The organism is Paenibacillus barengoltzii NBRC 101215 (assembly GCF_004000745.1).
GTDB lineage: Bacteria > Bacillota > Bacilli > Paenibacillales > Paenibacillaceae > Fontibacillus > Fontibacillus barengoltzii.
Map to the genome: position 1 here is coordinate 1 of NZ_BILV01000048.1, position 23,044 is coordinate 23,044.

General features: G+C 52.7%; 22 protein-coding genes. 12 read left to right on the forward strand and 10 right to left on the reverse strand.

Annotated elements, in window-relative coordinates:
* Positions 1-4 precede the first annotated feature (4 nt).
* Positions 5-409, reverse strand: a complete 405-nt coding sequence (locus tag PBA01S_RS13980) for an iron chaperone (RefSeq protein WP_016314039.1) — start codon at positions 407-409, stop codon at positions 5-7.
* Positions 410-731: 322 nt separating this feature from the next.
* On the opposite strand from PBA01S_RS13980, the gene PBA01S_RS13985 reads away from it, so the two are divergent.
* Positions 732-2,468, forward strand: coding sequence for a tetratricopeptide repeat protein (locus tag PBA01S_RS13985; RefSeq protein WP_127576211.1), 1,737 nt, complete (start codon positions 732-734; stop codon positions 2,466-2,468).
* A 108-nt stretch (positions 2,469-2,576) separates the two neighbouring features.
* Positions 2,577-3,536 (forward strand): thioredoxin-disulfide reductase, encoded by a 960-nt coding sequence (gene trxB, locus PBA01S_RS13990; RefSeq protein ID WP_127576212.1) that lies wholly within the window; start codon positions 2,577-2,579, stop codon positions 3,534-3,536.
* Positions 3,537-3,816: 280 nt separating this feature from the next.
* Here the strand turns inward: trxB and PBA01S_RS13995 are convergent, their stop codons facing one another.
* Genes PBA01S_RS13995 through PBA01S_RS14010 form a run of 4 tightly spaced genes read right to left on the reverse strand, consistent with a single transcriptional unit; the run spans position 3,817 to position 7,288 of the window.
* Positions 3,817-4,419, reverse strand: a complete 603-nt coding sequence (locus PBA01S_RS13995; RefSeq protein ID WP_028539590.1) for a response regulator transcription factor — start codon at positions 4,417-4,419, stop codon at positions 3,817-3,819.
* The gene (locus tag PBA01S_RS14000) at positions 4,416-5,630 is read right to left on the reverse strand and encodes a sensor histidine kinase (protein ID WP_127576213.1); all 1,215 of its coding nucleotides are present in this window, start codon (positions 5,628-5,630) and stop codon (positions 4,416-4,418) included. The genes PBA01S_RS13995 and PBA01S_RS14000 overlap by 4 nt, the downstream gene beginning before the upstream one ends.
* 6 nt (positions 5,631-5,636) lie before the next feature.
* Positions 5,637-6,374, reverse strand: coding sequence for an ABC transporter permease (locus PBA01S_RS14005; RefSeq protein ID WP_028539592.1), 738 nt, complete (start codon positions 6,372-6,374; stop codon positions 5,637-5,639).
* 2 nt (positions 6,375-6,376) lie between these two features.
* Positions 6,377-7,288, reverse strand: coding sequence for an ABC transporter ATP-binding protein (locus PBA01S_RS14010; protein ID WP_174844488.1), 912 nt, complete (start codon positions 7,286-7,288; stop codon positions 6,377-6,379).
* A gap of 279 nt (positions 7,289-7,567) precedes the next feature.
* On the opposite strand from PBA01S_RS14010, the gene PBA01S_RS14015 reads away from it, so the two are divergent.
* The 3 genes from PBA01S_RS14015 (at position 7,568) to PBA01S_RS14025 (ending at position 10,877) form a co-directional block, all read left to right on the forward strand.
* Entirely contained in the window at positions 7,568-8,977 is a 1,410-nt protein-coding gene (locus PBA01S_RS14015) for an ABC transporter substrate-binding protein (RefSeq protein WP_028539594.1), read from the forward strand.
* 70 nt (positions 8,978-9,047) lie between these two features.
* Complete coding sequence (locus tag PBA01S_RS14020; protein ID WP_028539595.1) at positions 9,048-10,019, forward strand: carbohydrate ABC transporter permease; 972 nt, start codon at positions 9,048-9,050, stop codon at positions 10,017-10,019.
* A 3-nt stretch (positions 10,020-10,022) separates the two neighbouring features.
* Positions 10,023-10,877, forward strand: a complete 855-nt coding sequence (locus tag PBA01S_RS14025; RefSeq protein ID WP_016314029.1) for a carbohydrate ABC transporter permease — start codon at positions 10,023-10,025, stop codon at positions 10,875-10,877.
* A gap of 162 nt (positions 10,878-11,039) precedes the next feature.
* On the opposite strand, the gene PBA01S_RS14030 is transcribed toward PBA01S_RS14025, so the two are convergent.
* The 5 genes from PBA01S_RS14030 to PBA01S_RS14050 form a co-directional block, all read right to left on the reverse strand.
* On the reverse strand, positions 11,040-11,780 hold the full coding sequence (locus PBA01S_RS14030; protein ID WP_028539596.1) for an ABC transporter permease: 741 nt from the start codon (positions 11,778-11,780) through the stop codon (positions 11,040-11,042).
* A gap of 1 nt (position 11,781) precedes the next feature.
* Positions 11,782-12,498: an ABC transporter permease gene (locus tag PBA01S_RS14035; RefSeq protein WP_028539597.1), complete on the reverse strand. Its 717-nt coding sequence runs from the start codon at positions 12,496-12,498 to the stop codon at positions 11,782-11,784.
* Positions 12,495-13,409, reverse strand: a complete 915-nt coding sequence (locus tag PBA01S_RS14040; protein WP_016314026.1) for an ABC transporter ATP-binding protein — start codon at positions 13,407-13,409, stop codon at positions 12,495-12,497. Before PBA01S_RS14040 ends, PBA01S_RS14035 begins: the two co-directional genes overlap by 4 nt.
* A gap of 213 nt (positions 13,410-13,622) precedes the next feature.
* A complete protein-coding gene (locus PBA01S_RS14045) occupies positions 13,623-15,029 on the reverse strand; it encodes a sensor histidine kinase (RefSeq protein ID WP_127576214.1) in 1,407 nt (468 codons plus the stop codon).
* A complete protein-coding gene (locus PBA01S_RS14050; protein WP_127576215.1) occupies positions 15,026-15,706 on the reverse strand; it encodes a response regulator transcription factor in 681 nt (226 codons plus the stop codon). Before PBA01S_RS14050 ends, PBA01S_RS14045 begins: the two co-directional genes overlap by 4 nt.
* A gap of 198 nt (positions 15,707-15,904) precedes the next feature.
* Between PBA01S_RS14050 and PBA01S_RS14055 the strand changes: the two genes are divergently transcribed.
* The 7 genes from PBA01S_RS14055 to PBA01S_RS14085 all read left to right on the forward strand — a co-directional run bounded on the left by PBA01S_RS14055 (position 15,905) and on the right by PBA01S_RS14085 (position 22,936).
* Complete coding sequence (locus PBA01S_RS14055) at positions 15,905-17,176, forward strand: DUF438 domain-containing protein (protein ID WP_127576216.1); 1,272 nt, start codon at positions 15,905-15,907, stop codon at positions 17,174-17,176.
* Positions 17,177-17,529: 353 nt separating this feature from the next.
* Positions 17,530-18,480: an ROK family glucokinase gene (locus PBA01S_RS14060; RefSeq protein WP_009224998.1), complete on the forward strand. Its 951-nt coding sequence runs from the start codon at positions 17,530-17,532 to the stop codon at positions 18,478-18,480.
* A gap of 271 nt (positions 18,481-18,751) precedes the next feature.
* Entirely contained in the window at positions 18,752-19,642 is an 891-nt protein-coding gene (gene rapZ / locus PBA01S_RS14065) for an RNase adapter RapZ (RefSeq protein ID WP_028539601.1), read from the forward strand.
* Positions 19,643-19,721: 79 nt separating this feature from the next.
* Positions 19,722-20,711, forward strand: coding sequence for a gluconeogenesis morphogenetic factor MgfK (gene mgfK, locus PBA01S_RS14070; protein ID WP_016314021.1), 990 nt, complete (start codon positions 19,722-19,724; stop codon positions 20,709-20,711).
* Positions 20,712-20,716: 5 nt separating this feature from the next.
* Positions 20,717-21,646 carry a DNA-binding protein WhiA gene (gene whiA, locus PBA01S_RS14075; protein WP_016314020.1) on the forward strand — a complete coding sequence of 310 codons (930 nt, stop codon included), beginning with the start codon at positions 20,717-20,719 and terminating at the stop codon, positions 21,644-21,646.
* A gap of 109 nt (positions 21,647-21,755) precedes the next feature.
* The gene (locus PBA01S_RS14080) at positions 21,756-22,025 is read left to right on the forward strand and encodes an HPr family phosphocarrier protein (RefSeq protein WP_009224994.1); all 270 of its coding nucleotides are present in this window, start codon (positions 21,756-21,758) and stop codon (positions 22,023-22,025) included.
* A gap of 155 nt (positions 22,026-22,180) precedes the next feature.
* Positions 22,181-22,936: an SIMPL domain-containing protein gene (locus tag PBA01S_RS14085; protein WP_028539603.1), complete on the forward strand. Its 756-nt coding sequence runs from the start codon at positions 22,181-22,183 to the stop codon at positions 22,934-22,936.
* Positions 22,937-23,044: the final 108 nt, after the last annotated feature.

The window sequence follows — 23,044 nt, forward strand, 5'->3', positions numbered from 1 at the left end:
CGAGTTAGGGGTTCTTCCTCGGCTTCTTAGCCGCTTTGGCTTCGGCGGCCCGGCGATTTTCCTCTGCGCGGAAGAGAACCATGCGGCGAATCAGATCCAGCGGCAGCGGCTGGTCCAAAGGAAACTGTACGGACCCTTTTCCGCCTTGGTACTGGGACAGTTCCTCGGCAAATTGCTCCGTTCCACTCGGGGTTGGGTAGAAACCGATATGTTTCTTAAACGCTGCAAAATGTACCAGAACTTTGCCATCAGTTTCAAAAGTCGGCATTTTGTAACTGATCCGCTCAGTGGCGTGAGGCGCAATCTCATGGACCAGCTTACGGATTTGCTGCAATCTGTCCTGAATCTCCGGCGGAAATTGGGCGATATATTCGTCGATCGTCGTAAATTGGGGGTGGTTCGTGTCCATCGTCCGGAAGCCCTCCTTTAGTGTCGTTTTTTTCTAAGAAGAAAAAACCAGATCGCGTAAATGACCAGTAAGAGAATCAATAAGGCAATAACCGTATTTTCCCAAACAAAATACATTATGGGGATAGCTCCTTTCTCTGCAAATATCTTAATAATTCGCTTGCGGAGCGTGGATTTCCTTCCAGACGCGGCACATCCGTTATTTTCCGCTTGGATTCCCCGTGGGAGGACAGCTTCTCCTATGTTATACTGTGGAATGGAGAGTTTACCTGAAACGTACGGAAAGTAGACTTGGAAGATTGAAATCAAAGGAGGTGCCTTGCTTGAAGGAAAGAAAGCGACCGGCTAAGAACCAGCGGGGGAAAGTACTGCCGATCTCGATGGATGCGGGATTTTTCTTCGAGAGAGCCGTTTCTTCGTTGGACCGTTATCGCTATGACAAGGCATTAAAATATTTCCGCAAAGCCGTGGAATACGAGCCGAGCAACCCGGTGAATCACTGCAATATGGCCGGGATTCTATCGGAGATGGGAGACTATGCGGCATCCAATGAGGTGCTCCAGACCGTGCTGGAGGAGATCGACCCGTCCATGACGGAATGTTATTTCTATATGGCGAACAATTACGCCAATATGGATATGTTTGAAGCGGCCGAAGAAGCGCTCATCCGTTATTTGGAGGAGGATGAACAAGGACAGTTCCTGAGCGAGGCCGAGGAGATGATCGACCTGCTGCAATACGAGCTGGATCGCCCGACGAAATTAAAGAGCATCAAATCGCGCCATGGCGTCTATGAGCACGATCAGGCGCGTGCGTTGCTGGAGGAAGGCAAGTTCGCACAAGCCGTTAAAATGCTGGAGGAGCTGGTGCAGACTCGTCCTGATTTTCTGGCGGCCCGCAATAATCTGGCCTTAGGGTATTACTACCTCGGATTGTTCCGCAAAGCGGTAGAGACCGTGGAAGAGGTGTTGGTGCAGGATCCGGGTAATTTGCACGGCTTGTGTAATCTGGCGATTTTTTATCAGCATGCCGGGAACCGTGAGGCGTTGGAAGAGTTGGCCGGGCGATTGAAAAATATCGTTCCATTCCACCAAGAGCACGTGTTCAAGCTGGCAACAACGATGGGCATCTTGGGGCGGCACGAAGCGGCCTTTGGCCATTTTCAACGGCTGATGCGCGGGAGTGAGACGAACTTGGATGCCAGCCTGTATCACTATGCGGCTGTGGCTGCCTACCATACGGGGCGGAAGGAGGAAGCCGAGAAGCTCTGGAAGGCTGCCAAAAGACTGGATCCCAGCTCGAGTGTGCCGGGCTATTACTTGAACATTCTGTCCCAGGAGCGTGAACATCCCGAGGCAGAACCGGTTCCGGTGAATTACCAGTACCTGCTGCCGTTCGAGGAGCAAATGAAACGCTGGGAGGCTTCGGAAGAAGGGATCCCGGCTGAGATGAAGGAGAACCCGCTGATTCGTTCCTCGTTCTTCTGGGCGCTGCGCCACGGGGATCACAAAACCAAGCTTCAAGTCATTCAAGCGATGGGCCTGATCGCTGACCAGGAGGTTGAGGAGGCGCTGCAAGCCTTCTTGCTGGAGCCGGATGAGGATGCGTATTTGAAAGAAATGGCTTTGTTTGTCCTCCGCAATCTTGGCGTGAACCAGCCGCTGCCCGTTCGTTCTGGAGCAACGACAACGCTGGTTGATCCGAGCCGGGTATCTACACAGCTGCCGGTATGGCGGAGTGAGTGGCAAGCGGTGGTAGATTTGGCGCTGGAGCGGATGAAGCCGAGCTTCGATCTTCAGCAGCAGCATGATATGGAGACGTTGTGGGCGGAGTTTCTTACCCGGTTATATCCGGATACGCCAACGGTCTCCCATTTGGAGGGCTGGGCCGCAGCGCTTGAATATTTGACGGCCAAAATGCACGGGCAATCCGTTACCTACGAGCAGGTGGCGCAGAAATACAATATTTCCGCTTCTACGGCTCGTCGTTACGTTCAACGGGTGGATGAAGTTTGCGGCGTGAAGGAGAAGCTCGCGGACATTTTTCCTTCGGTCCAATAGTTTGATGGGTAAAGCAGGTCCAACTTGGGGAAAATTTGATGGAGTATTCCATTTACATAGGAATCGACGGGTCGAGCTATTTCCTAGGAACCAAGGAGGTACGAGCGTATGCACAAAGTATTGGTGATTGGAACGGGGCCGGCCGGATTAACGGCGGCGATTTATTTGGCGCGGGCGAATCTGAGCCCGGTGGTGATCGAGGGGCTGGAGCCGGGCGGTCAGTTGACCACGACGACGGAAGTAGAGAATTTCCCCGGCTTTCCGGAAGGCATTATGGGCCCTGAGCTGATGGACAATATGCGCAAGCAAGCAGAACGGTTTGGCGCACAGTTTCGGGCCAGCTGGGTGGAGAAGGTGGATTTCTCCAAGCGGCCGTTTCAAGTGACGCTCGAAGGCGGTGAGGTGCTGGAATCCGAATCGGTGATTATATCGACCGGGGCCTCGGCGAAATATTTGGGCATCCCGGGCGAGCAAGAGAATGTAGGACGAGGGGTCAGCACCTGTGCCACCTGTGATGGGTTCTTCTTCCGCGGCAAAAAACTCATCGTTGTCGGAGGCGGTGACTCCGCCATGGAGGAAGCGAATTTCCTGACGCGATTCGCGACCGAAGTGACGATCGTGCATCGTCGGGAGGAGCTGCGCGCCTCCAAAATCATGCAGGGTCGCGCCAGATCCAACGAGAAAATCCGCTGGGCACTTAACCGCACACCGTTGGAAGTGGTGACGGATGAGGACGGCGTCAAAGTGAAGGGCCTGAAGGTGCGGAACAATGCCGATGGGCAAGAGGAGCTGCTGGAGGCCGACGGAGTGTTCGTGGCGATTGGTCATACGCCAAACACGAAGTTTCTCGGCGGCGCCGTAGAGACCGACGACCACGGCTATATCGTGGTGAAGCCGGGAACCACGGAGACGAACGTGCCGGGGGTATTTGCTTGCGGCGACGTCCAGGATACACGTTACCGCCAAGCGATCACCGCGGCGGGTTCCGGCTGTATGGCGGCGATGGACTGCGAGAAGTTCCTGGAGGGCAGCATGGTGCATGATTGGAGCGGCCCGACGGGGAGTTAACGTTGGGGACACAGGACGGTCTTTTGCTGTCCGAAATGTATTCGAAAAATCGAGTATATTGAGGGGATTTCGGCGATTTCAAAGGATTGTATATGAAATTTCATACACATTTTGCCGATCCGATCCTAAACCGCAAGAATCTATATGAAAAATCGAGTACATTTCAGGTTTTCGATCATCTAACACCTGAATGAACACGAAAAATCGAATAGATTGCAACGTGAAAATTTAAGAGGACGCCGAGATCGGCGTCCTTTTTGGCGTTATGATATTTGCGTACTTAAATCCATCCGTTCTCCTCGGCGAGGCGAACCGCTTCGATGCGGCTCTTGACCTCCAGCTTGTTCAAAATTTCGGAAATATAATTACGAACGGTGCCGTAGGACAAGTGCAGAGAAACCGCGATTTCGCTGGCGGTGCAGCCTTTAGCAGCCAGCCGCAGAATATCTTGCTCGCGGGCGGTCAAGGGATTGTCCCGGCGGAGGCTGCCGAAGACCAGCTCCGGCGAAGCTTCGCGGTGGCCGGCCATCACCCGTCGGATCGCCTCTGCCAGCCGATCGCTGGATTCATCCTTGAGCAGGTAGCCTTGGACGCCGGTCTTCACTGCCCGTTCGAAGTAGCCGGGACGCGCGAACGTCGTTAAGATGATGACGCGGCACGGCGATCCCTGGGCCTGCAGCCGTTCGGCCACCTCCAGACCGCTCATCAGCGGCATCTCGATGTCCATGAGGCAGACATCGGGGCGCAGCTTCTCGATGAGCGCCAGCGCCTCCGCGCCGTCACCGGCCTGGCCGACGACCTCAAGGTCGTCCTCCAGATCGAGCAGGGAGGCCAGCGCCCCCCGCAGCATGCGTTGGTCCTCGGCGATGACGATGCGAATCATGCGGTTTCACCTTCTTTAGCAGCTTCTTTCACGATGAGCGGGATGGTGATCTGCAGCCGGGTACCCCGGCCGTCCCCGGCCTCGGAACCATCCGCGTTTTCCAAGCTCCCCGCTCCGACGGTTAATGTGCCGTCGATCAGCGACAACCGCTCGGCCATGCCCTTCAAGCCATTGCCTGCGACACTGTCGCCCGAAGGCGGGGCCAGCCGATCGCTGCCCGCCTTCCCCGAGGACAACCCGATCCCGTTGTCCTCGATCTGCAGCCGCACCTCCGCCGGTGCGGTCTCAATCGTGACGACGCAGCGCGTGGCCCGGCTATGCTTGACGATGTTCGTCACTGCCTCTTTGATGCAGAGGCTGACGATGTTCTGCATCAAGTCCGACACGCCGGCGAGTCGCGGGTCGCCTTCCACGTCGAGGGCGATGTCGGCTGCGCGAAGGATTTCGCTGGCTTCCGCCAACGCCTCCGCGACGGTGATCGCCCGCATGTCGGAGACGAGCTCCCGCACTTGTCGCAGCGCGGCCCGGGAGGTACGCTGGATCTCCCGCGCCTCAGCTTGGGCCCGTTCCGCATCTTTGGCGGCGAGCTTCTCGACCAGCTGGCTTTTGAGCGTGATTAGAGATAAAGTATGGCCGAGCGTATCGTGTAAATCGCGGGCGATGCGCATACGTTCCTCCCGCTTGATCAGCTCCTTAATCTGCTCGTTCGCCCGGTCCAGTTCCCGCTCCAATTGCTGCCGTCTCGACATTGAACGGATGCCGTAAGGCATCACCAGCATAATGACCAGAAAAGGCAACATAAACGGCAGATCGCTGGCAACCAGATTCCGGGCGCCAAACAGGAGCGACAGTACTTCTACTGCAGCGAAGCAGGAAATAGCCACATGGAACTTCTTGTGATCGGTGTACCAACCGATGAAGTTCGAGGTGAAGAAGCCCAAATAGAAGTTATACGGACTATAGAACATACAGAGCGCCAGAATGAGGGCCATTTGCAGCGCAAGCCACAAGTTGAAGACTTTGCCGGTAACCCAGTATAACTGGCGATAAGTCACGGCAAACAAGACGATCATTGCGCAGCCGATCCACAGCTTGATTCCATGCTCTCCCCGAATATTGAAGAAGGGAAGAATCAAGTAGATCGGCCAGACGTAGGGGAACCAGCCGTATTTTTTCGGAAACCATTCAAACTGGAACTTACCTAACTTCATTTGGAGTTACACCGCTTCCTGTTTTTTTCGGATATATGTGGATAGTATCATAAACAGGAAGAGGTAGCCCAGCAAAATCAGCACGCTTTGCCAGCTCGGGGCATCCCCTTGAACGATGGACCAGGCCCCGCTTCCGAACTGGTAGGAGGGTAGCCATTTGCCGATGGCCTGCATCACCTTAGGCAGCACTTCGAACGGCATCCACATACCGCCTGCGACGGCGAGAAGCAGGTACACAACGTTGCTGACGCCGCTCGCCGTATCCACGCGCTTCATCAGACCCACCAGCGTCCCCAACGCGAGAAAAGGAAGCGAAGCTGCAATGATCCACAACCCGCTGGAAATCCACAGATACCAAGGCAGTGTTACCCCGTTAATTAAATACCCCGCGATAAAAATAAACACTACGGAAAACAGGTGCATCATGGTTTGGCCGAACATTTTGCCGAAGAAATAAATCGAACCGGGCAGCGGCGTGATTCGCATGAAGGTCGCCCAGCCTTGGGTACGCTCCTGCACCAGGCGGATGCCAAGCGTCATAATCGCCGACCCCATTACGCTGAAGGTCGTCATGGACATCAGGTAATACGCCCGCCATTCGCTCGGATTGTCGGCCCCGGTATTAACGACCCGCGTGAAGATAAAGTAGAACAAGACCGGCATCAACAACGACCAAAATACATAATAGGGGTTGCGGATCACCCGAAGCATTTCCGCTTTACATTGCATCGTAATGGTACGCATCGTTAGATTGCCTCCTCTTCATGGTTTGTCGTTAGCTGTTCGAACGCTTCATCCAACCGTCCTTGCTCGATCTGGATGTCGTGCACGGGCAGACCGGCGGTAAACAAAGCTGCCAATGCTGCGTCGGTATCCTCCGTTGTCACATGGATACGTCCGTCTTTGTTGTAGCATTCCGCGACAGGGGAGAGCGCCAGCAATCGGCTCCGCAGTTCGGGACCATCGCCGTCGGCAAGGAAGGAAATCGAACGTTTGACAATCCGCGATTTGATCGCTTCAGGCGTGCCGTCTGCGACTAAGGAGCCCCGGTTAAACAACAAGATTCGATCGGCAATATCGTCGGCTTCTTGCAAGTAATGCGTTGTGAAAACGACCGTCTTCCCTTGTGCGGCCAACTTGCGAACGCTGTCCCAGAAGCGGCGGCGCGACGTGATGTCCAGCCCCACTGTGGGCTCATCAAAGAAGAGCAACTCCGGGTTCCCTGCCAAGGCAAGGGCAAAGCTAAGGCTGCGCTTCTGCCCGCCGGACAGCTTCTCGGCATAGCGGTTTAAATCGCTATTGGACAACCCCGTCAGACGAACCAATTCGTCCATCGCCATCGGGTTGGGGTAGTAGCTGCGAATCAGCTCCAGGATTTCGCGTACCTTTAGCCGATCCATCACGCTGACCTCCTGCAGCATCGCCCCAGTCCGCTCGCGGACCAAGCGGTCTTTCGGCGGCTTTCCGAACAGTTGAATCGTTCCGGCTGTTGGTTCCAGCAAGCCGAGCAGCATCGAGACCGCCGTCGTCTTCCCGGCTCCATTTGGTCCTAGAATGGCGGTGATGGTGCCTTTGGAAATGGTAAATGATAGATGATCTACCGCTTTTTTATCTTTGAAGCTCTTGCTGACGTCCTTCATTTCAATAATAGGTTCCACGAAAGCTTCGCCTCCGATCAAGGTTTCATCTTGGTTATTTCTTCCTCGGTTAACTTAAGCATAAAGGAACTGCGGCCCCTCTGTTAGTAAGGACTGTCATGACATTGAGATGACAATTGTCATTCTGATTTGAGTCTGAAAAGGCCCCCTCGATCTCAAGACCCAAAAATAGTTGAACTTTTCCCAATAAGCGCTTACTTATGGAGAACAAAAAGATGTATTAAAATGTGAATGCGGTTACAAAATACCGAGAAGAGTAAACAAAAGGGGAGGCAAAGCATGAAACGCATGAAACGTATGAAACACCTGTTGATCGGGATCTCCGCCTTGCTGGTGATGACAACAGCTCTCACGGCTTGCGGCGGCAATTCCAAGAATGAGTCGTCCTCGAACAATACAACACCTACGGAAACGAATTCTTCCGCAGGTAAAGGTTCCAGCGGCGAAAAGGTTACCATCAATCTGTGGAGCTTCACGGATGAAATTCCAAATATGACTACAAAATATTTGGAAACGCATCCAGACGCTAATGTTGAATTCAAAACAACGGTTATCGCTACAACTGATGGCGCTTACCAACCTGCGCTTGACCAAGCTTTGGCTGGCGGCGGCAAAGACGCCCCGGACATTTATGCTGCTGAAGCAGCGTTCGTTCTGAAATATACGCAAGGCGACGCTTCCGGGTATGCAGCGAACTACGCTGACCTGGGCTTGACTGACCAAATGGTTCAAGATGCTGGCATCGCTCAATACTCCGTAGATATCGGTAGTAAAGACGGCGAGCTGAAAGCTCTTGGCTACCAAGCAACTGGCGGCGCTTTCATCTATCGTCGTTCGATTGCGAAAGACGTATTCGGGACAGATGACCCAGCTGCTATCAAAAATGAAGTTGGTCCTGGTTGGGATAAGTTCTTCGATGCAGCTGCGAAGCTGAAAGCTAAAGGCTATGGTATCGTATCCGGTGACGGTGATATCTGGCACGCGATCGAGAACAGCTCCGACAAAGGCTGGATCGTTGACGGCAAACTGCACATCGATCCGAAGCGTGAACAGTTCTTGGATCTCTCCAAGAAGTTGAAAGACAACGGTTACCACAACGACACGACAGACTGGACAGAAGCATGGTATGCTGACATGTCCGGCTCCGGTGCTCAACCGATCTTTGGTTTCTTTGGTCCAGCTTGGTTGATCAACTATGTCATGAACGGTCAAGTTAAAGATACAAACGGTGACTGGGCTGTAACTGAACCACCAACAGGGTTCTTCTGGGGCGGTACTTGGCTCTTGGCTAACAAAGACGTAACGAAAGACGAAGCGAAGAAGAAAGCGGTTGCTGATTTCATTAACTGGGTAACGTTGGATACCTCTGAAACCGGCCTCCAATATTTCTGGGCAAACGGTACGATGAAAGAGGGCGAAGCAGGTACGAAGGATAGCGTAGCTTCCTCCGTGGTGATGGCAAAATCGAACGGTGAAGTTCCAATGCTGGGCGGTCAAAACATGTTTGACATCTTCGTTCCAGCGAACGAGAACGCTTCCGGTAAGAACTTGACGCAATACGACGAAACGATCAACAAACTGTGGCGCGACCAAGTTCGCGAATACACGGCAGGCAACAAATCCCGTGAAGATGCGATCAAAACCTTCAAACAACAAGTTAAAGACCAACTTGGCATCGACAGCGAATAAGAATACGCAGTAGATGCGAAGGGGCGGGGAATATAACCCGCCCCTTCATATCCATGAAAGAGGTGAAAGCATGCGCCGCAAAGGTGTTAACTATTCGAGATACGGTTACTATTTTACGTTGCCATTTGTGTTGGCTTTTTTGGTTTTTTCACTGTATCCGATTCTCTATACGGCCGTGATTGGCTTTACTAACTTACAAGGGATTATCCCTAAACCATTGGAAATTCTCGATAATCCGTTTCAGAACTTTAAAGATCTGATCCTTGAAAATGCTTCTTTCAAGAAGTCGCTTGTGAATACGTTTATTCTTTGGATTGTGAACTTTATTCCGCAGATCGGTCTTGCGCTGCTGCTTACGGCCTGGTTTACGAACAAACGTCTGAACATTAAAGGCCAAGGCGCGTTTAAGATCATGCTCTATATGCCGAATATTATCACTGCAAGTACGATTGCGGTGCTTTTTAGCTCTCTGTTTGCATATCCGATGGGGCCGGTAAACAGTCTGTTCCAGTTGTTAGGTTGGTCGGATGCTCCAATTTTCTTCCTGCAGGATAAGACGACAGCACGTGGGATCGTTTCCTTCATTCAATTCTGGATGTGGTACGGGAACACGATGATTATTTTGATTGCAGGTGTCATGGGGATCAATCCAGCGATCTTCGAGTCTGCTGCGATTGATGGAGCTAACGGCTGGCAGACCTTCTTCAAGATTACCTTGCCAAGTCTGCGCACCATCATGCTATATACGTTAATTACGTCCATGATCGGCGGTCTGACGATGTTCGATATTCCGCAATTGTTCCTTCAAGGCGGACCGGACGACTCCACGCTGACCACCTCGATGTTTATCTATGGGCAAGCATTTAAAGGAAGCTATATGTATAACCGTGCGGCTGCCGCAAGTATGATTCTGTTCGTCATTGCCGCTGCATTGTCCGCCATCCTGTTCTATTTGATGCGTGACCGGGATGCGGCGAAATTAAATAAATTGATTAAGCAACAAAAGAAAGCAGAACGTGCAGCTATGAAAGGGGAGGTGTAAGCCATGGAAAAAATTAAAGAAGGCAGTGCGGTCGCTCTCCGAATTAATCGGACGATCGTATATGTCGTATGTATTTTGCTGGCACTCCTCAGCATCCTTCCATTCTGGATCATGTTCGTGAACGCTACGCGTTCAACGGCAGAGATCCAAGCGGGCCTCTCGTTGCTCCCATCTACTCATATGATGAGCAACCTGAAGGTACTGCTGGACAAGAGCTTTGATCCGCTTCAAGGCTTCATGAACTCGTTTATTATCTCGGGTTCGGCGACTTTGTTGACGGTTTATTTCTCGTCCTTGACAGCCTATGGTCTGGTCGCTTATAGCTGGAAGCTGCGTCAACCATTCTTTACCTTTATTATGGCAGTGATGCTGATTCCAGCACAGGCCAGCTCGATCGGTTTCTATCAATTTATGTACAAAATTCATTGGACCAACAATCTGTTGCCTTTGATTTTGCCAGCGATCGCAGCTCCAGCAGTTGTATTCTTCATGCGTCAGTACCTGCTGGGTACGCTCTCGCTTGAGATCGTGGAAGCGGCGCGCGTTGACGGCTCCGGTGAATTCAAGACATTTAACCGGATCATTCTGCCGCTGATGATGCCGGCGATTGCAACGCAAGCGATTTTCGCCTTTGTTGCGAACTGGAATAACCTGTTTATGCCGCTCATTTTGTTGACGGATAAGAGTAAATATACGATGCCGATTATGGTCAGCTTGCTGCGCGGCGATATTTACAAGACAGAATTCGGTTCGATCTACATGGGTCTGGCATTGACGGCGTTGCCTCTGTTTATCGTCTACTTCTTGCTGTCCCGGTACATTATTGCCGGTGTAGCGTTGGGCGGCGTCAAAGAATAATCGGGCAACTCACTTGCCTGGCTTGAAAGCCAAATGAAAGATGAATAACCTCCCCATTAAATAGAAGGCCTGTAGAGGGTCTGGATGGCTAACATGCTCATCCGGCTCATCTACAAGGCCTTTTTTGTATTCAGTGGATCAGGTTGATGTAGTTTGATTGATTTATACCGCTTTGCGGCGGAAGTACAACATCCCAGCGATCAGGAACAACAGGAAGCTGCCGAGAACCGTAATGAGCAAACTCTCGTACGGCAGGTTAAAGGCACCGTAATCCGCTTGCCCGCGCGGCATCATGGCCAGCAACGGCTGTGCCCAAGGATAGAAAGGGCCAATCTTGTCTGAATTGATGATCAGCAGATTTGGAATCGTCAGGGATACGTTCACCGCAAGCGGCGCTGCGAAGCTGGACCACACCAGCGAGACGCCCAGCTGTAAGGCAACCAGTGGCATACAGGCAATCCAGCCGCCGATAAGGCTCGTGGCGATCATCCCCCATGGCATTGGGCCAGAGATCCCTTGGAATAGGGCTACAATCAACAGGGCAGCTAGAAAGAGCAACTGAGAGGCGGCTAATAAGACGGCAACGACGGTGAATTTGGCCAGATAAACGGCGCTCCGTGAGACAGGAAGCACCAGCAGCTGCTTCCAACCGCCGCCCGTGTGCTCATAACGGCAGAGGAACGACGGAAATAAGCCGGACATGATTGGCAGAAATAGTAGTGCATGAAGCATCGACATGGCGCTGATCAAGAGCGGCCAGACTGCTGCATCGGCCCCCTTTGGCAGATTAACCAGGGCGCCGATCAAGGCAGACAGGGCCGGGCTGATCAGCAGGACGAGCCAGAGGCGCGAGCGTGACATTTTGAGCCGTTCTGCGGCCAGTACGTTCAGGAACGTCTTCATCTTAATCCACGTCCTTTCGGTTGAAATGAACAAGTCCAGTCAACAGGATAACTGCGCCGCAGGCAAGTCCGGCTGCGACAAACCATTCGCGGTGTGGTCCTTCGAACCCGAACAACGGCCAGTTCAGTGGAAACCACTCGGACAGGTTCAATGTAAACGGCGAAAGGATGGAAATCGTGACGCCAAGGGATACCGGCAACGACTGGTTCCGATAGGAGAGCGACAGCCAGAGCTGGAGGGCCAGCAGCGGCAACGCGGCAAAAAACGGATAGAACCCAAGGCGAGCCAAATCCGCGTAAGGGATGGAACTGGCCTCGAAACCGAGAGCGATACCTAGAATTACGGTTACGACCGATAACAGCACGCAGGAAACGGACAGCAACAGGAAGCACAGCAGGAATTTGGCGCAATACACCGCGGTCCGTGAGATCGGCAGAGCCAGCAGTTGCTTCCAGGAGCTAAGCTGATGTTCGACGTTCGCCACTAGCGAGCTGACCAAGGTACAGCCGAGATATATCGCAATCGGCACGAAGAAGGAAATATTCTGCAGGAGACCTCCCCACAGGTCATCGGCATATTGCTTGGTCAACCAGTCGTAGCGCAGCCCGAAATTGAGCGCCTGCATGGCGACCAATCCGAGCGGAGCGAGAAAGATAAGAAACCAGATACCTTTACGCCGGATCTTCAAAAAGTCGGCTGAGAGGGAGCGTAACATCATACCGCGGTCCCCTCCCCAATGACCTGCATAAAGATATCCTCCAGCGACTTCTTCTTCTGCTCAACGCGATAGATCGCATGTCCGTTCTCCACCAGCTGTTTGACCAGGCGTGCGACCTGGGCGTCAGCCATCCCCGGGAACGAGAGAACTCCGCTTCGCAGCTTGCCGATGGCGCCTAGATCACGGGCTACCCAAAGGGCTTCATCCGGCTCTGAAACAACGAGTTCCATATCGTGAGCCGCCTGAAGCCGCAGATTGTCGATCGTATCCTGAAACACCATCCGACCTTCGCGGATAATGCCCACTTTGCTGGCCATCAGCTCCATCTCCCCGAGCAGGTGGCTGGATACGAGCACAGTGATGCCGTAACGCTTCGGCATGCTCTTAATTAATTCGCGGATCTCATGAATCCCGGACGGGTCCAGTCCGTTGGTCGGTTCGTCCAGGATGAGCAGTTCAGGGTTACCCAGCAACGATGCGGCGATGCCCAGGCGCTGCTTCATCCCCAGGGAGAAGCCTTTCACCGGCCGTCGTGCTTCGCTAGACAGCGAGACGATATCCAGCACCTCGTCGATGCGCGATTTCGGCACCTGCAAGATACGGCGGATCGCTTCCAAGTTGTCGATGGCGCTCAAATGTCCATAATAGGACGGGGATTCGACCAGCGAACCGATGCGGCGCAGAATCGCCAGCTTATCGCGTTGCAGCTCGCGGCCAAAGATGCGGATGCTGCCCGAAGTGGGCTGAATTAAGCCCAGCAGCATGCGGATTGTTGTGGTTTTCCCTGCACCGTTAGGTCCGAGGAACCCGTAGATGTCCCCCTTCGCAATCTCCAGGTTTAAGTGGTCCACGGCGTAACGGCCGCGATATTTTTTGGTTAAACCTTCCGTTTGAATGATCATTTCACTCACGAATTATCACCTCGTCATGATCATATCGCCCGGAGGTTAAAGGCAAAGGCGGGATAAGTTTAAGATTCGTTTAATTTTGGGGCTTGAAACATTTTTACACACAAAACGGGGATTGCTCCCTCACAAAAATGTATCATTGCAGGCATCGCGAATCGCTGAGATACTGCCTCCGAATCGAGGGAAAGGAAGCAGCTTTGGAGACAGTCTCTCTCCTTATTTCAACGACAATTTCGCCGCTGGATAAATATACACTTTCGTTCCGGCTTCACTGGATATGGTGGCTCGTGTGAGTCCCATTTCTCGGAGCAGCAGATCGACGATTTGCAGGCCTAGCCCCGCGCCTCCATTTGCGGAAACCGACTCCATTCCAGGGCCGTGGTCGCTGATCGTGAGAGCCGTAGTGCCCTCGTATGGCTCTACCGCAATCCCGGCATACCGACCCGATCCGGCATGGCGGACCAGGTTCTGGAACAGGTTATCGAGTACGCGGCGGAACCCTTGGGCATCCACGTTCCAGTAAATCGGCTGCTCTGGCAGCTCAATATCGGCTGTAATCCCGTTCTTCTCCCAGACAGGGTACCAGGCCGCCGCACTTTCCCGCACGATCCGCAGGATATCCAGCCGCTCCAAGGACATGGCATACCGTCCGCTGGAGAGCAGGTTGTACGATAACAGATGATCCATCAGTCCGGATAAATCACTGATTTTCGTCTCCATCAAAGCCAGGGATTGCTTTCCCTGTTCGGATAGAGATTCCTGACGGAGCGAATACAAATGGCTGCCCAGCACGGTTAACGGCGTCCGCAAGTCATGGGACAGGTGGCTGATCAGGCTCTTGCGCAGCTCCTCTTCCTCACGCTCCCGCTGGCGACTGTCCTTCAGGGCGAACACCATATGGTTAAAAGCGAGCTCCAATCGACCGATTTCGTCCGGACGCCCTTCCTCGATGGGGGACGGCAGACCATCGGGACCCGGACGGGTCATGCCGGCTTCCAGGCGCAGCAGGCGCTTGCGGATATCGCTGAAGAACAGATAGGAGAGCAAGACGAACGCCCCTAGCAGAATCGCGATAAACACGCCGTAAAAGCGATTGTCGCTAAACTGCTCCCCTTTTTGAATCACCATATATTTACGCGGGAGCTCCAGCACCATGAAGCCTTGTTTGGCTTGTTCGTCCCCGCCAATAAAAGCGACGACCGTAAAAGGATCAGCATCTACACGCTGCTTCATGAAGGCGATGGTATCCTCTAGGGACCATTGCGGGGGCACCGACGCTTGTTCCGGCAGCTGCAGGCGGGTCATGCCGGCGGTGTCGACCCAATACAGCGCGGCGTCAGGATACCGCTGCTTCATCTCTCTAAGCTTCGCGTTGATGGTCTCGGCTTGAGCTCCCTTGAGCTCAGCAGCCGCTTGATGCCAAGCGGCCTCAATTTGTTTTCCGGTGCCATAAGGACGGATCTCGTGTCCGTAATGGTCAGGGTTTAGGAGCACATTCACCCCCCAGGCTGCAATGAAGCTGATAGGAATCATGACAGGAATAAAGACAAATGCGATCCCTAAAATCAAAACGTATCGCGTCAGCAGGGATTTACGGAACTTGCGCACTGGACGAAATTTCATGCCCTCACCCGATAGCCGATCCCGCGGATGGTTTCGATTACTTCAGGATTGGCAGGATCCCGTTCGAGCTTCTCGCGCAGGTGGCGGATATGCACCATCAAGGTTTTGTCCCCGTCGAGGTAGGGCTCGTTCCATACCGCCTCATAGATCTGCTCCTTGGTCAGGATTTGCCCGAGGTGGCGCAGCAGGTAGGCGAAAATATGAAACTGCTTGCCGGTCAGCACGATCTCCTCGTTGGTATCCTGATGGATAATCCGGTTTTCTTTCTCATACACAAGCAAATGTTTGATCCGCAGCGGCGCCGGGTCAGCAATCCCCCCGCTGCGGCGAAGCAGCACCTCGATTCGCGCGGCGAGCTCATCCGGATGGAACGGCTTCGTTAAATAGTCGTCGGCAAACTTCAATCCTTGCAGTTTGTCGTCAATCGAAGTGCGAGCCGATAGCATCAATACCGGCAGCTTCGGATACTTCTGCTTCAACCGTCCCCCAATCGTGAAGCCGTCTAACCCTGGCAGCATTACGTCCAGGATTACTAGTTGGCAATCGACAGCTTTCTCCACCGCCTGATCCCCGTGCTTCAGCCAGGTGACTGTATACCCGCGCGCTTCCAGGTTGGAGCTGACCCATTCCCCGATTTCGGGATCGTCTTCAATATATAGCAAATGTGTAGTAGGCATAATGACACTCCTCCTGACTCTATTTTGGCAAAAGACGGAACAAAAAGAAACGGGGGGTTCCGTGAAATATTTGTGATTGCAATCACAAGTCAGTGATTTTCCCTGTGCTACGTTGTTATTGAGAATGGTTATCAACGAAAGTCAACGGGACATTTCGAAGCTGGAATCAGATCGATTTCTATAAGGAGGGGTTAGGCGATGAGCGAACTGATTAATAATCGGGAGTATGGCGCACCGGAACAAAGCCGCCGGCAGCAGATGCTAAAGGAGATTATTAAGGAGCTGCATCAGGGGAAGAGCGTGGAGGAAGTGAAGGCGCGGTTTGAAGAGGCTGTCGGTGACGTGACGGTTACGGAAATTTCTGCGATGGAGCATGCGCTGATGGATGAGGAGGGCATTCCAGTCGAAGAGGTTCAGCGGCTGTGCTCGGTGCATACGGCGATTTTTAAGGGCTCGATCGAGGACATTCACCGGTCGTCCAAGCCGGAGGAGCAGCCGGGGCACCCGGTGCATACTTTCAAGCTGGAAAATCGCGAGATCGAGCGGCTGGTGAATTTCAAGCTTCAGCTTCATCTGGACAAGTACCGAAAGGCCCCCAGCAGCGAGATCGTATACAAATTGTTAGAGGATTTAAACCTGCTGATGGATCTTGATAAGCACTACAGCCGTAAGGAAAACCTGCTGTTCCCGTATCTGGAGAAGTACGGCATCTACGGACCGACGAAGGTGATGTGGGGCGTGGACGACGGCATCCGCATGATGATCAAGGAAACGAAGGGCAAGCTGGCGGACGGCAGCGCGGATTCGGAGACGATAGTGATGAATCTGGAACGGATTATTAAGGAAGTCAATGAGATGATTTTTAAAGAAGAAAATATTCTGCTCCCGATGGCCCTTGAGAAGTTAACGGAGGACGAATGGGTCAGCATTGCGCGGGAAAGCGATCAGATCGGCTTCTGCTTAACCGCGCCGGAGCGCGAATGGATTCCAGAGCGCGTACCGCTGCAATCCTTGGGTGAAGAAGAGGAAGGAACCGCGCAGGCAGGTACGGAAGCAGGAGTTCCCCAAGGGTACGTTAAATTTGAGACCGGCGTTCTCTCGATGGAACAGCTGGAGGCGGTAATGAACCATCTTCCAGTGGATCTGACGTTTATCGATGAGAACGATGTCGTCCGATATTTCTCCCACGGTAAAGAGCGCATCTTTGCCCGGACGAAGGCGGTCATTGGCCGGACCGTACAAAATTGCCACCCGCCGCAAAGCGTCCATGTCGTCAACCAGCTGTTGGAGGATTTCAAGGCGGGGCGGAAGGATGTCGAGGACTTCTGGATTCCGGTGAAGGACAAATTTGTGTACATCCGCTATTTCGCTGTACGCAGCGAGGATGGACGTTATTTAGGAACGCTGGAGTTCACGCAGAACATCGCTCCTATTCGCGAGCTGCAAGGGCAGAAACGTATTTTGTCCTAGTTCCGAGCAAAAGCGGCTCGATCCTGTCCAAAATGGCTCACTCTTCTTCTTGCATCCGGCGTTTGCATTTGCGAATGCCGGTTTTTTCATATAACGGAAACTACACTCGCTGACGCTTGCCTGTGATCTGTGTCATTTACGCAAAATCCCTTATCGGTATTGGGATTGCCGTTTCTTCCCTTCTCTTGACCGAACCGATGGGTTCGCTTATAGTTGGTACGTAGGAGAAAACTACTTGCGAAGGCGTTTTCAGTCATGGCGCGGAATAAAGCGGCGATGGATCGAGAATGGCCTTTTTGCACGTATAGGTACGTAAATGATCTATATATTTATGAAAAAGGTGGCTTGTGAAAATGTCTGAAAAAATCTACATTGGCGTTGACCTGGGAGGTACGGCAGTCAAAGTCGGCATTTGCAATGAAGAAGGGCAGCTTCTTCATACGTACGAAGGACCGACCGAAGTCGATAAGGGCGCGGATACGGTCGTGGCGAATATCGAGAAGTACGTCCGGCGTGTCGTGGAAGAATCGCCGTTCGCCTGGGAACAGGTGGCCGGGGTAGGCGCTGGGGTCGCCGGGTTTACGAATGTCCGCGAAGGGATCATCATTTTGGCGCCGAATGTAGGTTTGAAGGATTTCCCGATTCGCGCCATTTTGGAGGAGCGACTGGGCAAGCCAATCAAAATAGACAATGATGCCAATGTGGCCGCACTTGGAGAAGCTTGGGGCGGTGCAGGCAAAGGCATCGACAATTGCGTATGCTACACGCTGGGAACCGGCGTTGGCGGCGGGATCATCATTAACGGGAAGATTTATCAAGGCTTCTCCGGAATGGCCGGAGAGCTTGGACATATGTCTGTAGTTCCGGATCTGGAAGCGATCGGCTGCGGCTGCGGCCAAATGGGCTGCTTGGAAACCGTATCCTCGGCTACGGGGATTATTCGCATGGCAAAAGACGCTGTGGCGCGCGGTGACCGGACCTCGCTGGCTCATGTGGAGAACATTATGGCGAAGGATGTGTTTGACGCAGCTAAAGCGGGTGACGAAGCGGCAATTCGCATCGTGAACCGGGCGGCCTTCTATCTGGGCAAATCGATGGCGGCTGTCGCTGTCGTTCTGAATCCAGAGCTGTTTATTATCGGCGGGGGCGTGTCCAAAGCCGGTGACATTCTGTTTAACGAAGTTCGCAGCGTATTCGCCAAATTGACGCCGGAGCCGGTGCAACGCGGCATGCAAATCGTTCCTGCAACCTTGGGCAATGACGCGGGAATGGTCGGTGCCGCTGGCCTCTTCCTCCGTTCTTAATCATAAGGTAGTTCAAGAGGTCGTCTTTCCATCACGAAGCATCTAACGGACACCAGAGCCGTTATTTGCCTGTCGTGAACGGATGACAGTTTCTAGCGGACTGAGGAGACCTTATTTGTGGGAAATGCTGCTCAGTGGCCATTCTCAGAGCCCTTTAAGGTATCTGGGGTCCGTTACAGTGGGAAATAGCCGGGAAATCGAGAAATAGAGTCATTACGGTCCGTTACAATTAGATTATGGACAAGGAGAAGTACGCGAGGAGGGAATACTCATGCCGGAGAAAGAAACAAGTTCGGTCGCCAATCTGATCATTATCACGGGCATGTCGGGGGCAGGCAAGTCGCTGGCCGTGCGCAGTTTGGAGGATCTCGGATTTTTTTGCGTAGATAATTTGCCTCCGGTGCTGATTCCCAAATTCGCAGAATTGATTGAACAATCCAAAGGGAAAATCGCCAAGGTTGCGCTGGTCATCGACCTGCGCGGCCGGGAGTTCTTCACGGCGCTTTCGGAGTCGCTGGCATATATTAAGGAGCATTTCACCATTAAGTGTGAAATCCTGTTCCTCGATGCCACCGATTCGATCCTCGTGCAGCGGTATAAGGAGAGCCGCCGCCGCCATCCGATGGCCCCGGACGGGATGCCGCTGGACGGTATCCGGCTGGAACGCAAAATGTTGGATGATTTGCGGATGTCGGCAACTCAAGTGATCGATACCAGCAACATGAAGCCGGCACAGCTTAAGGAGAAGATCATTTCCCGATTCTCGCATTTGGAGAGCAGCAACCTATCGGTGAACATTACATCGTTTGGATTTAAATATGGGATTCCGATCGATGCCGACCTGGTGTTCGACGTGCGCTTCCTGCCGAATCCCCATTATATCGAGCAGCTGCGGCCGCTCACGGGACAAAACAGCGAGGTATATGAATATGTTATGAAGTGGCCGGAGACGCAGACATTCTTGGCTAAATTGCTGGATATGCTGCATTTCCTGCTGCCGCAATATCATAAAGAGGGGAAAAGCCAAGTCATCATCGGCATCGGCTGTACCGGCGGCAAACACCGTTCGGTTGCCATTGCCGAGTACCTGGGTAAGATGCTTGGCGTCAGCGAAACGGAAACGGTTCGCGTCAGTCATCGCGATGAAGGCCGGGACCGCTAACCAAGCCCCCTGCAAGTATAGAGGACATTCAAAAGGATAACCTGTTCCCTTTTTGAACCCTCATTAAGAGGTGAACCTAGTGATACATCGGGCTAAGGATATAAGAGTTCCGCGGATCGTTGTGATGGGCGGCGGTACTGGCTTGTCTGTCATGCTCCGCGGGTTGAAAGAGAGACCGCTCGATATCACGGCTATTGTAACTGTAGCCGACGATGGGGGCAGCTCCGGGATCTTGCGCAACGAATTACAAATGCCGCCGCCCGGGGATATTCGCAACGTACTTACCGCACTGGCTGACGTCGAACCGTTGTTGTCGGATATGCTGAACTATCGGTTTGCATCGGGTTCGGGGTTGGCTGGGCACAGTCTGGGCAATCTGATCTTGGCGGCAATAACCGATATTTCCGGTGATTTCGTCACCGCGGTGCGTGAGCTGAGCCGCGTCTTTGCCGTACGCGGGCGCGTGTTGCCGGCTGCGGGTCAGGCGGTCGTGCTGCACGCGGAGATGGAAGATGGTACAATCGTGACTGGGGAATCGAAGATCCCGGAGGTTCGAGGCAAGATCAAGCGCATTTTCCTTGAACCGGAAGAGGTCGAGCCATTGCCGGAGGCCGTAGAGGCCATTCGGGAGGCAGACGCTATTCTGATTGGACCGGGCAGCTTGTACACCAGCATTATTCCGAATTTGCTTGTACCGAAACTGGCAGAGGCGGTATTGGAAAATACTTCCGCAATCAAAATATTCATATGCAATGTTATGACCCAGCCGGGCGAAACGGACGATTATACGGTCAGCGACCATTTGCAAGCCGTGTATAATCACGTGGGCAAGCATTTGTTCGACTACGTTATCGTGAACGACGGCGAAATTCCGCCGCAGGTTCAGGATTTTTACGCGGAGAAAGGCGCCAAGCCCGTCCAGGTGGACTGGGATAACGTGACGGGTCAAGGCTATAAGGTGATTGCCGATACCCTGGTGTTGTTCCGCAGATATTTGCGGCATGATGCCGATAAATTAAGCCATCATATATACCAACTAGTTGAAAACTGGATTTTACGAAAGAGGTGAGTCTCTTGTCCTTTGCGGCGCAAACCAAAAAAGAGCTGACGATGGTCGAAGCCTCAGACTGCTGTGAGCAGGCTGAACTATCCGCCCTCATCCGAATGAACGGATCAGTGCAGGTTTCGAACAAGAAGATCGTTTTGGATATTTCCACCGAAAACGCCGCGATCGCAAGGCGGATCTACTCCTTGTTGAAGAAGCATTTCCACATTCACACGGAGCTGCTAGTCCGCAAAAAGATGCGCCTCAAGAAAAACAATGTCTACATCGTTCGCATTCCGGCTCGGGTGGAGGAGATTCTAAAGGAGCTGAAAATCGTCTCCGAGGGGTTTATTTTTCATCCCGGGATTAATCCGGAGCTCACACGGAAAAACTGTTGTAAGCGGGCTTATCTGCGCGGGGCGTTCATGGCCGGCGGGTCGGTCAACAATCCGGAGGGTTCGTCTTACCATTTGGAGATCGCCTCGATGTACGAAGAGCATTGCAAGGCGCTGGTCGATCTGGCGAACGAGTTTCATCTGAACGCACGTTGCATCGAGCGGAAGAAAGGCTTTATTTTCTACATCAAAGAAGGCGAAAAAATCATCGAGCTCCTCAGCATCATCGGCGCACACCAGGCGTTGTTCAAATTCGAGGACGTGCGGATTATGCGCGACATGCGCAATTCCGTCAATCGCATCGTGAACTGCGAGACGGCCAACTTGAACAAGACGATTGGCGCTGCGGTCCGTCAGATCGACAACATCAAGCTGCTTCAGAAGGAAGTGGGGCTCGAGAACCTGCCGGAGAAGCTGCGGGAGGTCGCCGAGGTTCGCCTGGCTCATCCGGATATGAACCTGAAGGAAGTGGGCGAACTGCTGAAAGGAACGGTCAGCAAATCGGGGGTAAATCACCGGTTACGCAAGATCGATGAGCTTGCTGAAAAAATTCGCGGAGGCTAATCTGGTTTTGCTGCTAGTGTGATTTGTACTCCGTATGCTATAATGATAGAAATTATAATGTCAACGAATGTGACGAAATGGATTGAATTCGTATAGGGGGTAAGTTTTCATGGTTAAACACCCGGTTACCGTTCGTTTGAAAACGGGGCTGCATGCTCGGCCGGCTGCGCTTTTCGTTCAGGAAGCGAATAAATATTCTTCAGAGATTTTCGTTGAGAAAGACGATAAAAAAGTGAACGCCAAGAGCATCATGGGGATTATGAGCCTTGCAATCAGCACAGGTACCGAGATTTACATTAGTGCGGAAGGTGCGGACGCTGAGCAGGCTGCAAACGCTTTAATCAATTTAGTCAGCAAAGAGGAGCTGGAGAACCAGTAAACGCTGGTTAAGCCTTAGCGAAACAAGGGGATGTTTCCGTGGAAGGATCACGGGATCATCCTTTTTTGCTTTATACTGCAACATTTGTCCACGATTTACGTTTAGAAGGTAAAATTACCAATCTTTAACCGAAAACAGAATGGAGGTCATGAAAAATGAAAACCTGGTTGAAGCCGGCAGCTTCTTTGCTGGTTGCGGGAACCTTGATTGCCGGAGGAATCTTTGTAAGCGGTGCCCTTAACGCACCGGTGCCGGTTTATGCGGATGGCGAAATGCAAAAGAATGTGGTGACAGTGGTGGGTAGCGGTGAGCTGTCCGTGAAGCCGGACGTGGCGTATCTGTCCATTGGCGTGGTGACGGAGGCCAAGACAGCGAAAGAGGCTCAAAGCGCCAATGCGACTAAAGTGGCTGCGCTGACGAAGCTGCTGAAGGAGACGTGGAAGATTGCCGACAAGGACATTCAAACCGGTCAATTCTACGTACAGCCGAACTATACGTACAGCGACAAGGAAGGCCAACAGATCAAGGGATATAGCGCTTCGCATTCGCTGGAGGTCACTTACCGGGATTTGTCGAAAGTAGGACAATTGCTGGATGCGGCGTCTGCGGCGGGAGCCAACCGGATCAATAATATTCGCTTCAGCACCGAAAATCCGGATCAGTACCAAGACCAAGTGATTCAAAAAGCGATGAATGATGCGAACAAGAAAGCCGCCTCGATCGCGAAAGCCGCCAACCGCCAGCTGGGCATTGTGCTTAGCATCAGCCAAGGCAGCACAAGCACGCCGATCTTCACGCAGAACGTGAAAATGATGGAAATGGCGGCAGCGGATTCTGCGGTGAGCACACCGGTGGAACCAGGCGAAATCGACCTGCAAACCACGTTAACAGTGATGTATGAGTTAAAATAAATAGTCAATTTTAGACCACCTCTCATTATTTGGAGGTGGTTTTGTTTTTGACTCCCATAGAACCCAACAAAAACTATTGTAACCCGCGCCAAAACAAGGTATAGTGAA

Bases quoted from the DNA above. Each gene is read 5' to 3' on its own strand.
- PBA01S_RS14055 (WP_127576216.1), top strand. From the start codon at position 15,905: ATGAGCGAACTGATTAATAATCGGGAGTATGGCGCACCGGAACAAAGC.
- PBA01S_RS14060 (WP_009224998.1), top strand. From the start codon at position 17,530: ATGTCTGAAAAAATCTACATTGGCGTTGACCTGGGAGGTACGGCAGTC.
- PBA01S_RS14085 (WP_028539603.1), top strand. From the start codon at position 22,181: ATGAAAACCTGGTTGAAGCCGGCAGCTTCTTTGCTGGTTGCGGGAACC.
- rapZ (WP_028539601.1), top strand. From the start codon at position 18,752: ATGCCGGAGAAAGAAACAAGTTCGGTCGCCAATCTGATCATTATCACG.
- PBA01S_RS14020 (WP_028539595.1), top strand. From the start codon at position 9,048: ATGCGCCGCAAAGGTGTTAACTATTCGAGATACGGTTACTATTTTACG.
- PBA01S_RS14000 (WP_127576213.1), bottom strand. From the start codon at position 5,630: ATGAAGTTAGGTAAGTTCCAGTTTGAATGGTTTCCGAAAAAATACGGC.
- PBA01S_RS14045 (WP_127576214.1), bottom strand. From the start codon at position 15,029: ATGAAATTTCGTCCAGTGCGCAAGTTCCGTAAATCCCTGCTGACGCGA.
- PBA01S_RS14025 (WP_016314029.1), top strand. From the start codon at position 10,023: ATGGAAAAAATTAAAGAAGGCAGTGCGGTCGCTCTCCGAATTAATCGG.
- PBA01S_RS13995 (WP_028539590.1), bottom strand. From the start codon at position 4,419: ATGATTCGCATCGTCATCGCCGAGGACCAACGCATGCTGCGGGGGGCG.
- PBA01S_RS14080 (WP_009224994.1), top strand. From the start codon at position 21,756: ATGGTTAAACACCCGGTTACCGTTCGTTTGAAAACGGGGCTGCATGCT.
- PBA01S_RS14050 (WP_127576215.1), bottom strand. From the start codon at position 15,706: ATGCCTACTACACATTTGCTATATATTGAAGACGATCCCGAAATCGGG.
- PBA01S_RS14005 (WP_028539592.1), bottom strand. From the start codon at position 6,374: ATGCGTACCATTACGATGCAATGTAAAGCGGAAATGCTTCGGGTGATC.
- PBA01S_RS14015 (WP_028539594.1), top strand. From the start codon at position 7,568: ATGAAACGCATGAAACGTATGAAACACCTGTTGATCGGGATCTCCGCC.
- trxB (WP_127576212.1), top strand. From the start codon at position 2,577: ATGCACAAAGTATTGGTGATTGGAACGGGGCCGGCCGGATTAACGGCG.
- PBA01S_RS14030 (WP_028539596.1), bottom strand. From the start codon at position 11,780: ATGAAGACGTTCCTGAACGTACTGGCCGCAGAACGGCTCAAAATGTCA.
- PBA01S_RS14035 (WP_028539597.1), bottom strand. From the start codon at position 12,498: ATGATGTTACGCTCCCTCTCAGCCGACTTTTTGAAGATCCGGCGTAAA.
- PBA01S_RS13980 (WP_016314039.1), bottom strand. From the start codon at position 409: ATGGACACGAACCACCCCCAATTTACGACGATCGACGAATATATCGCC.